The 10,285-nt window shown below is 73.2% G+C and carries 6 protein-coding genes; 2 read left to right on the top strand and 4 right to left on the bottom strand.

Annotated features, from left to right (window positions below; translation table 11 throughout):
* Positions 1-99 precede the first annotated feature (99 nt).
* A complete protein-coding gene (locus ACLQ14_RS19145) occupies positions 100-1,524 on the bottom strand; it encodes an MFS transporter (protein WP_425815997.1) in 1,425 nt (474 codons plus the stop codon).
* Between the two features lie 118 nt (positions 1,525-1,642).
* Between ACLQ14_RS19145 and ACLQ14_RS19140 the strand changes: the two genes are divergently transcribed.
* The gene (locus ACLQ14_RS19140) at positions 1,643-2,230 is read left to right on the top strand and encodes a TetR/AcrR family transcriptional regulator (protein WP_425815995.1); all 588 of its coding nucleotides are present in this window, start codon (positions 1,643-1,645) and stop codon (positions 2,228-2,230) included.
* Between the two features lie 18 nt (positions 2,231-2,248).
* Here ACLQ14_RS19140 and ACLQ14_RS19135 read toward each other — a convergent pair whose 3' ends face one another.
* Entirely contained in the window at positions 2,249-3,661 is a 1,413-nt protein-coding gene (locus ACLQ14_RS19135; protein WP_425815993.1) for an NAD(P)/FAD-dependent oxidoreductase, read from the bottom strand.
* 58 nt (positions 3,662-3,719) lie between these two features.
* Positions 3,720-4,277, bottom strand: coding sequence for an SRPBCC domain-containing protein (locus tag ACLQ14_RS19130; protein WP_425815991.1), 558 nt, complete (start codon positions 4,275-4,277; stop codon positions 3,720-3,722).
* Between the two features lie 197 nt (positions 4,278-4,474).
* On the opposite strand from ACLQ14_RS19130, the gene ACLQ14_RS19125 reads away from it, so the two are divergent.
* Positions 4,475-5,083 carry a DinB family protein gene (locus ACLQ14_RS19125; protein ID WP_425815989.1) on the top strand — a complete coding sequence of 203 codons (609 nt, stop codon included), beginning with the start codon at positions 4,475-4,477 and terminating at the stop codon, positions 5,081-5,083.
* 73 nt (positions 5,084-5,156) lie between these two features.
* On the opposite strand, the gene ACLQ14_RS19120 is transcribed toward ACLQ14_RS19125, so the two are convergent.
* On the bottom strand, positions 5,157-10,049 hold the full coding sequence (locus ACLQ14_RS19120; protein ID WP_425815987.1) for a glycoside hydrolase family 3 N-terminal domain-containing protein: 4,893 nt from the start codon (positions 10,047-10,049) through the stop codon (positions 5,157-5,159).
* Positions 10,050-10,285 lie beyond the last annotated feature (236 nt).

Here is a 10,285-nt window from a genome sequence, read left to right as displayed (position 1 = left end):
CCGCCGAACACCCATTCAACCGAAGGCCACCCCCACCAGGGGGTGGCCTTCGGCATACCCGGACCCGGGCGTGCGTCCCTCGGTGCACGGGCTCGACTCTCAGTGCATCGGCCGCGCGCCGTCGGGAGGTCGCAGCCCCCGGGGCATGACGAAGCCGGCGCCCACTCCGCACGCCAGGGCCGCGCCGGCGGCGACGGCGAACGAGCGGGCGAAGTCGCCCGGCGTTGGGCTGCTCGCGACGAGTGCGGCGCCCGCGACGGTCGAGAGCAGCGCGACTCCGACGGCCCCGCCGAGCTCGTGGAAGGTGCTGACGAGGGCGGACCGGAGGCCGGACTCGTCGGGCTCGACGCCCGAGAGCGAGGCGGTGAACGCGGTCACGAAGAGGGCCCCGACACCCGTCGCGACCAGCCCGAGGCCCACGACGAGGGCTGCGACGCCGTCGACTACGGCGGCCAGCGCATACCCAGCTGCGGCGAGGGCGAAGCCGGTCGGCGCGATCGAGCGGGTGCCGATCCGTCCGAGGAGGCGGCTTCCGACGTGGGATCCAGCGACCGTGCCTGCTGCGACCGGGAGGAACAGGAGCCCCGTGCGGAGCGCGCTCTCACCGTGCGCCCGCTGGAGTGCGAACGACCCGAGGAAGAATGCGCCGACGAGGAGGCCGGTCGCCGTCAGCATGAGGAAGGCCCCGGCGACGACCGTCCTGCGGCGGAGCAGCTCGAGGCGGAGGAGTGGTGCCGTCGAGGCGCGTTCGGCGAGGGCGAAGAGGGACCCGAGCACGGCTGCTGCCGCGAGTGCGAGCCACGCCTCCGGTGCGGCCCAGCCCCTGGTGCCGGCGCTGACGAGCCCGTAGATCGTCGTCCCGACCGTGGCGGTAGCGAGGGCGGCGCCGCGAAGATCGAGCGGGAGGGCCTCGGCAGCACGGCCGTCGGCGGCCCGCCGGCCCGGGACCAGCCGGGGGATCAGGACGAGGAGGGCGACGCCCACGGGCACGTTGATCCAGAAGATCCAGCGCCACGAAGCCGCGGTGGTCAGGACGCCGCCCAGGACCACCCCGAGCGCTACCCCGATGCCCGCGAGCCCCGACCACACCGAGAGCGCCCGTCGGTGGTTCTCCTGCGGCGTCGCGACGAGGACCGTCGCGAGCGCTGCCGGCGACAGGAGCGCTGCGGCCGAGCCCTGGAGCGCTCGGCTCGCGAGGAGCTCGGTCTGTCCTTGGGCCAGGCCGCACAGCGCGGAGGCCGTCGTAAAGACGGCGAGGCCGATCAGCGCGGCACGCCTCGGCCCGAGCCGGTCCGCCATGCGGCCGCCCGCGAGCATGAGACCGCCGAAGAACACGGTGTAGGTGCTGACCACCCACGGCAGGGCGGCCCGTGAGAGCCCGAGATCGGTGCCGATGTCCGGCAGGGCGATGTTCACCACCGTCACGTCGAGCACGAGCATGAGCTGGGCGGTGGCGAGCAGTGCCAGCACCAGCCCGGCCGAGCGGGCAGCGGTGCGGCGCGTGGTGAGAAGTGACGAGGCCATCATGGCGTCCCTCCGATAACCCGAACATGGATGTTCGGCTTCGTTGAGACGGTAGCATCAACCTGAACACGTGTGTATAGGTTTCGTCGGCGGGTGTCGCCGGCGCGAGGAGGCCGTCATGACGATCGGGACCGAAGGGACGCAGGGCCGACCGCTGCGTGCGGACGCCCAGCGCAACGTGGAGGCGATCCTGGTCGCCGCGACGGACTGCCTCCAGCGCGACGCCGGAGTGAGCATGGCCGACGTGGCCCGCGCGGCCGGCGTCGGGCGCGTGACGCTCTACGGTCACTTCGGCACCCGCGCGGAGCTCGTGGCGGCGGTCTTCGACCGGACGCTCGAGCGGGCCGAGGGCACGCTCGGCGGTCTCGAGCTCGACGGCGACCCGACGGAGGACCTCGTGACCGTGCTGGGCGCGTCGTGGCGGATCGTCGCGGAGCTCCGCACGATCCTGCTCGCGGCGCAGCGCGAGCTTCCGCCCGAACGGATCCGCGTGGCGCACGACGGCGTCATGGCCCGGCTGCGGAGCCTGGTGGAGCGGGGGCAGCACGCGGGGCGGTTCCGCGACGACCTGCCGGCAGACTGGTTCGTGACCGTGATCCTGAGCCTCGTGCACGCGTGCGCGGACGAGGTCGAGGAGGGCCGCCTGACGGCCGACGACGCCGGGCGCTACCTCGTCACGACAGTGCGGGGCGCGCTCGAGCCGTGAGGTGGGTGCTCGTCCGGGTCAGGCCTCGGCGTCGGCGCGCTCGGCGTCCGCCTCAGCCTTGGCCTCCGCCTTGGAGTGGGGGACGGCGCGCTGCGGCCGGATCGCAGGCACGTCGCCGACGATCGGCACCGGCTTGCGGTTGAACCGGAAGCCGTAGCGGACGGCAAGGCCCGCCATCGTGGTGATGCGGTTGCGCGCGCCGAGCAGCGAGCCGATGTGGACGAAGAGCCAGACCCACCAGGCGGGATAGGCGGTCAGCTCGACGACGCGGTTCAGGCCCGGGACCTTGCGGAGGAACGGGATGGCGTGCAGCACGGGCAGGTGCGCGATGCCGGGCAGCTCGCCGATCGCGGACCGTCGGCCGATGATCGCCAGCTGGCCCTTGTCGTAGTACTCGAACGCCTCGGTCGGCTCGCCGGCGATGAGGCGGAGGATCTGGCGCCCGACGTGCGTGCCGCCCTGGATCGCGGGCTGCGCGAGCTGCGGCAGGTCCTGCGGCGAGACCGCGACGTCGCCGGCCGCGAACACCCCGGGAAGGCCCTCGACCTGGAGGTCGGCGCCGGTGCGGATGCGGTTCCCCTTGTCGAGCGGGAGCGACCAGTCGGTGACCTCCTCGTGCGGGGCCACCCCGGTGGCCCAGATCGTGAGGTCCGACCGGAGCCGGCGGCCGTCGGTGAGCTCGACGGCGTCGGGCAGGACCTTCGCGACGCCCGCGCCGAGCAGCAGCTCGACCCCCCGGTGCTGGAGCTGTCGGGACGCGTACTCGCGCAGCTTCGGCGTGAAGGGCTTGAGGACGTCCTTGCCGCGCTGCACCACCGTGATCGAGAACGCCTCGCCGTCGATCTCGGGATAGGCCGGCATGAGGCCCTGCTCGCGAAGCTCGGCGAGCGAGCCGGCCATCTCGACCCCGGTGGGGCCGCCGCCCACGATCACGACGCGCAGCCCGTCGTGCCGGGTGGGGCTCTGCGCGGCCTTCTCGAGGCGGGTGAAGAGCGTGTCCCGGATCTTGATGGCCTGCGAGCGCGAGTACATCGAGAACGCGTACTCCTTGGCGCCCGGGGTGCCGAAGTACGTGGTGGTCACCCCGTTCGCGAGGACGAGGTAGTCGTAGGACAGGTCCTCGCCGTTGAGCAGCGTGATGCGGCGGGCGTCGGTGTCGATCTCCATGAGGTGCTCGTGGACGACGTCGACGTTGTGCTGCTTGAAGCGCAGCGCCCGGAGGAAGTGGGTCACGTCTCCCGGGTTCAGGCCGCCCGTGGCCACCTGGTACAGGAGCGGCTGGAACGTGTTGTAGACGCGCCGGTCGACGAGCGTCACGCGCACGGGGGCGCCCGCGAGCGCCTTCACCGTGTGGATGCCCGCGAACCCGCCCCCGACGACCACGACGTGGGGGCGGTTGTCGGACGGGGTTCCGGTCTGCGAGGTCGTCACAACCCTCCACGGTACCTGGGTGGAAGGGCGCCCGAGGTCCGTGGCGCCCTGATGTGGCTCAGGTCTCGTCCGGGGCGCCGTCGTCGTCCTCGCCCGGGATGGGGGCGCCCGCCGGCATGCCGGTCGACACGTACTCCTCGTAGTACCCGCGCCAACGGTCCCGGGCCTCGGGGGTGTGCGGCCCTGCGGGGTCGTCGTCGGCGAGATGGGCCTCGAGCTCGTCCAGGCACACCTCCCAGCCGGCGGCGTTGCGGGCCGCGGAGTCACGGAGGTCCAGGACGTCGGTGAGCACGAGCCGGGCCAGCGGGTCGCCGTCGGGCGACTGCCCGGCGTCGGACACCTCGAACCACAGCTCGTCGTCGCCCCAGGTGAACGCGAACGCGCGCGGCGGGTCGTAGGCGAGGACCTCGCCCGCGGTCGACGGGAGGTTCGGGTCGTCGGTGAGCTCGACGGGTGCACCGACGTGTGGGCGGTAGGTGACCGTCGAGGGGAACCAGGTCCGCAGGTCGGTGGGGTCGCTCACTGCACGCCACAGACGGTCGGCCGGTGCGGCGACGTCGACGCTGAACCGGACCCCGGCGCGCCCGTCGAGGTCCACCAGCCTGCCGTGCCTCATGCCGCCTCCTCCGCCGTCGTGCTGCTCCCACGCTAGCGCGGCGGGCGCGCCTGGGCCCGACGACGGCGGCTGCGTCAGCGTGCGCGGGAGACCGGTCCCGTCGATCCGCGACACGCTCAGGTGGCCCGTCTCTGCCGGCGGACCGCCCGCGCTGCGTCGGTGGGCGGGTGTCACAGGGTCGTGACAGCCTCGGAGACATGGCAGAGACGCCCGCCCCGTTCTCCCTCCCCGAGGTCGACTGGTCGCTGTTCGAGGTCCCGACGGCGATGGCGATGGTCCGCTCGCAGCTCGCGTTCTCGTGGGCCGTGCTCGCGCAGCGGCTCGCGACTCTCACCCAGGACGACCTCGACCGGGAGCCCGGTCCGGACGCGCTGCGCGTGGTGCGGCGGGGCGAGCAGCGCAGCCCGCGGGTCGTCGGCGCGGGCGAGTGGGTCGCGGAGTGGCCGGCGGGCGAGGACTCGCCGCAGCCCCGGACGATCGGCTGGCTCGTCGCCCACCTCACCGAGGCGTACTTCGAGCGGTGGGAGTGGACGTTCGGGGAGCACCGGCGCCGCCGCGACACGGTCGAGCTGTCGGGCGAGGTCGGGCCTGCGGTCGCTGGGCTCGTCGACCAGGTCACCCGCTGGCGTGCGGCGGTGGACTCCCTCGACGACGACGCGGTCTTCACCGTCGGCCTGAGCCAGGCCACCGAGGTCGACCGGGCCGCGCCGTTCGGGCACCTCGTGCTCCACCTGAACCGCGAGCTCATCCACCACGGCGCCGAGATCATGGTCCTCCAGGACCTGCACCGCGCGGCGAGCGCCTAGCCCGCACGACGCCGCCCGCCGTCCGGGTCTCCGGGCGGCGGGCGGCGTCGTCTGCGGGGCGGTCGGGCCGCCGTCAGCGGCCCAGCTTGATCACCTTCCCGGTGCCCGGCGAGGTCGCCGTCCCGTCGCGGTAGCCGGCCTTGCTCGCCGTCACAGTGACGGTGAGCCGCTTGCCGACGTCGCCAGCGACAGGCGTGTAGACCGCCTTCGTGGCGCCTGCGATCGGCGCGCCGTCCGCGTTCCACTGGTAGGTGAGCCTCACGCCGGCGACCGACCAGAGGCCCGGCGTCGCGACCAGCGGGAGCTTCACGACGGGCAGGCCCACGGCGAGCGGCGGGAGGAGCGCCTTCGGGGCGGCCTTCAGCGGCGGCGCCGTCACGTCGACGCCCGCGACTTTCGCCAGCGCGACCGTGGCGTCGTACACGTCGCCGGCCTCCTGCAGGTGCTCGGCGTCGGCGGTGGCGGTCACGTCGGCCGTCCTCGGCGAGGCCCCCTGCCCGACGACGGCCGCCTGGGCGAGGTCCCGGGCGAGCGAGACGACGGTGTCGGCCTGGGCCAGCACCGCCGCGTCGATCGGGTGCTGCTGGGCCTCGTCGATCCCGTACGCGTCGACCTGTGCCTTCGTCGCCTGCGTGAGGGTCTTCGCGGCGGCCGCGACGAGCCGGAGCCCGGCGTCGGCGTCGCTCAGGGTCCCGTCGGGGGCCCAGACCTTCGCGTCGAGCAGCGCCTGCACCGCCTTCTTCGGCTCGCCCGACAGCGACCCGACGAGCGCCGTCAGACGGGCGCGGGGCGCGTCCGTCCGCAGGCCCCAGCCGTACGCCCACGCGGGGTCGTACGACGCGTCCCTGACGTTGATCGGGAGCTGGTCCACGGACTTCGACCAGGTCAGCGGGAGGCGGCCGGTGAACGGCGTGTCCCCGAGCAGGACGCTCGCGACGCCCTCGCCCTCGCTGCCGGGAAGGAACCCGGCGACGATCGCGCCGGCCTCGCCCTGCACGTCGCCCAGCATCATCGGGCGGCCCGAGACGACGAGCACGACGCACGTCGGGATCGCCGCGCACACCGCGTCGACCGCCTTCTTGTCGGCCGCCGTGAGGTCGAGGGTGTGGCCGTTGTTGCCGACGTCGCCCTGCCCCTCGGCGTACGGGGTCTCGCCGACGACGACGAGGCCCGCGTCGTACCCGCTCGGGTCCGCGCTCGCAGTCTTCGAGTAGGTCACCGCGAGGTCGGGAGCGGCCGCCTCGATCCCGTCGAGGATCGTGGTGCCCGTCGTGTGCGTGCCGGACTGGCCCTGCCAGGTGATCGTCCAGCCGCCGGTCTGGTTGCCGAGGTCGTCGGCGTTTGACCCTGCGACGTAGAGCTTGCCGGTCTTCTTCAGGGGCAGCGCGCCGCCCGTGTTCTTGAGGAGGACCTGCGACTCGGCGGCGGCCTGCGCGGCGGTCGCCCGGTGGGCGGTGCCGCCGAACTGGTCGCGCTGGCTGTCGTCCGTGAACGGGTGCTCGAAGAGCCCGAGCTCGAACTTCTGGGTGAGGATCCGGCGGACGGCGTCGTCGACGCGCGCCTGCGGGACCTGTCCGGCGTTCACGCCGTCGACGATCGCGGTGATGAAGTCGCCGAAGTTGTACGGCGCCATCGCCATGTCCATGCTGCCGGTCGTGACCGCGCGCACCGCCTTCTGCGCATACGTCCCGCCCGACAGCTTGTCGATCGCCTGGTAGTCGCTGATGAGGAAGCCGTCGAAGCCCATCCGGTCCTTGAGCAGCGACTGGTTGAGCGGCTCCTCGGTCATGCGCACCGGCGTCGAGCCGTCGATCGACAGCGCCGAGTAGGACGGCATGATCGACCCCACGCCCGCCTGGATCGCGGGGACGTACGGGGTCGCGTAGAGCTTCTCGAAGACGTCCTGCGAGGGGACGTTCGTGATGCCCTGGTCGATCGGGTAGCCGCCCGTGCCGGCGACCGACGGGTCGTAGGTCGTGCCGCCGTCGCCGGCCCAGTGCTTCGCGGACGCGAGCACCTCGTCGGCGCCGGACTTGTCGGCCGGGTCGGAGCCCTGCAGGCCCTCGATCGACGCCTTCGAGAACGACGACACGAGCGCCGGGTCCTCGCCGAACGACTCGTACGTGCGACCCCACCGCTCGTCGCGCGCGACGCACAGGCAGGGGGCGAACGCCCAGTTGACGCCGGTCGTCCGGGTCTCGGACGCCGTCTCCTCGCCGACCTTCTCGACGAGCGCGGGGTTGCGCGTCGCGCCGAGGCCGATGTTGTGCGGGTAGATCGTCGCGTCCTTGACGTTCGAGTGCCCGTGCACCGCGTCGGCGCCGTACAGGAGCGGCACCTGGAGCGGGGTCGCGAGGGCCTCGCGCTGGTAGCCGTCGATCATGTCGGCCCAGGCCTGCGGGGTGTTGGCCGCCGGCGTGGAGCCGCCGCCGGAGAGCACCGAGCCGAGCCCGAGCGTCGTGATCTGCTGCGGCGTGGACAGGCCCAGCCGCTCGGCCTGCGCCATCTGCCCGACCTTCTCCTGCAGGGTCATGCGGCCCAGCAGGTCGTCGACGCGCTGCGCGGTCGACAGCGTGGCGTCGAGGTAGGGCAGCCCGTGGGCGTTGACGACGACGCGCGGCGCCTCCGCCGGGGCGGTCGCCCCGGCGGACTTGAGGGTGACCGGGATGGTGAGCGCCTCGCCCGCCGGCGTGCCCGCGGTCGTCGCGACGTCCACGGTCTGCGTGGTTCCGGACTCGGTGCCGGCGTCGAACGTGAGCGTGCCCGACGCCGCCGTGAAGTCCGTGCCGTCCTTCGCTGTGCCGCCGCCCGTCGACCAGTCGACGGTGGCCGCCTTGGCAAGGGGCTTCCCGTCGGCCGTGGTCAGGCCGACCTTGACGTGGGCGGTGCCGCCGGCGTCGACGAGGTAGGCGTCCTGGTCCGTCGTGACCGCCGTCGAGGCCTGGACGGCGGGGGTCCCGTACAGCTGGACGTCGTCGATCGAGTACGGCGTCGCGGCCTGGGTCCCCGGCGGGAACGTGAAGGAGTAGCCCCACGACGACGTCAGGTCGAGCGTGCCGTTCGTGGTCTCGCCGCTGCCGGGCTGGTTCGCCCCGAGCTGGAACGCGGAGAAGGGCAGCGAGACGAGCTTCCACCGCGAGCCGTCGGCGCTCCAGTTGTCCTTGAACGTGGCGACCCAGCTCTCGGCGTGCTCGGCGTCGGGGCCACCGTCCTTGAGCTCGACCTGGATGGTCGCGCCCGCCGTCGGCGACGCGGGGTTGTTGGCCTGCGAGGCGTACCACCAGAACCGGATACCCCGGAACGAGGACCAGTCCTGCGCGGCGGCGAGGTTGTCGCTGAAGCCGCCGTACCCGCCGTCGGGGACGAGGTACTGGCCGCCGAGGACGTGGTTGTCGGCCACGTCGCCGCGGGGCAGGCCCGTGGCGGCGAGGGTGACCTGCGCGGTCGACGAGCCCCAGGCGAAGTACCCGGTGGCCGAGCCGGCGTCGCCGCTCACGCCGTTCTCGAAGTCGTCGAGCAGGACGGCGCGCTGGTCGAGCGCGACGTCGTCGAACGTGAACGTGCCGGCGCCGAGGCCCGTGAGCGTGACGGCGAAGCCCGTCGACGTCGCGGGGGCGAACGCCTTCGCGGTCACGCCGCTCTTCGGCTTGAGGTCCTTGAAGAGCACGCTCACCTTGCGCCAGCCGGCGGTGTCGTCGGTGACGTTCGTGGCGAACCCGAGCTCCTTGTCGTTCGCGTCGCGGTTGTGCAGCTCGAACGAGAACGTCTTGCCGCTGCCCTGGCCGAGGAACCAGAAGGAAAACCCGTCGTAGGCCGACCAGTCGAACGTCTCGGACGTGTTGTCCACGCGGTGCTCGTAGGTGAAGCCGCCGTACGTGCCCGCGGCCGCGACGGTCGCGGTGAGCGCGTGGTTGCCGTCGGCGGCGCCGGTCCGGGTCGCGTCAGCGACCGTCGCCAGCGCCGGGGTGGCACCGGCGTCCGAGCCCCACACCGCGTACGTGGAGGGCACGCCCTGCTCGAAGCCCTCGAGCAGCGTGGACGACCCGGCGTCGGGCAGGGTGCCCGTCGGGGTGAGCGTGACCGTGGTGGACGCGGCGTCGGCGAGGGCGAGCCCGTCCGACGGGTCCGACAGTGCGACCGTGAACGTCCGGTTCCCGGCCAGCGCGCCCGCGCTCGTCGTGTGCACGACGACGGACTGCTGGGTCTCGCCGGCCGCGAACGTGACGTCCTGGTCGACGGCCTCGTAGTCGGAGCCCGCCTTCGCGGTGCCGTCCTTCGTGGCCACGTGCACGGTCTGGTCGGTGGGCGCCGGGTTGCTGAGCGTCACCGGGATCGTGACGTCCTTGCCGGCGCCGACGCTGAGCGTGCGGGCGCCGACCGCCACCTGGGGCGTGTCGAACGCGCCCGCGACGGACAGCGTGTAGATCGAGTAGCCGTAGTAGTGGAGCTTGGGCGCCTCCCATGTCGCCGCCGCCCGCTGCTTCATGTCGATGCGCACGTAGCGCGCGTGGGCGGGGGAGTCGAAGGTGATCGCGTCCGTGCCGCCGTCGCCGGTGGTCGTGCTGTAGGCGGTGCTCCACGAGGCCGGGTCGTCGGGGTTCCCGAGCGCGGTCTCGACGTCGTACGCGACGGCGTACGAGGCCTCCCACCTCAGGGTGATCCCGTCGACCGTGGCGGGGGCGCCGAGGTCCGAGGTGAGGGTCGCGGTGTAGGTGGCGCTCGCGTCGTCGGGGCCGTTGCCGCTGGCCCACCGGGTCGAGTCGTCCCCGTCGATCGCGTTCGACGCGGGGAAGCTGCCGTCCCCGTCGTCCTGGAAGGCCGACGCCGTGACCGTGCCCAGGCGGGCCAGGTCGGTCGGGGCGTCGGCGGCGGCTGCGGCGAGGGGCGCGACGGCCCCGGTCGCGGCGACCGCCAACCCCGCGACGAGCGCGAGGGCTCGGGGTCGCCGATGGTCGGTTCGTCTCACGGTCACTCCTTCGTGAGGGGTGCCGGGCGACGGTGCCCGGCACCGGCAGAGACGGTGCGTCCGCGGACGGGTGCCCGCGCCGTGTTCCATTGTGTTCAGACAGTGAACACAACGGCTGCTCAGAGTCTGCGAGGCAGGGGCACGGAACGCAAGAGGTCGGCACGACGAGAACGGGGCCGCGCCGCGGATCCCGCCGGATCCGGAGCACGGCCCCGTCCATGGTCGTCGGGCGAAGG

Source organism: Luteimicrobium sp. DT211 (assembly GCF_049844995.1).
In the GTDB taxonomy this organism is placed as follows: Bacteria; Actinomycetota; Actinomycetes; order Actinomycetales; family Cellulomonadaceae; genus Luteimicrobium.
This window is presented reverse-complemented; position numbering and strand designations above follow the sequence as displayed.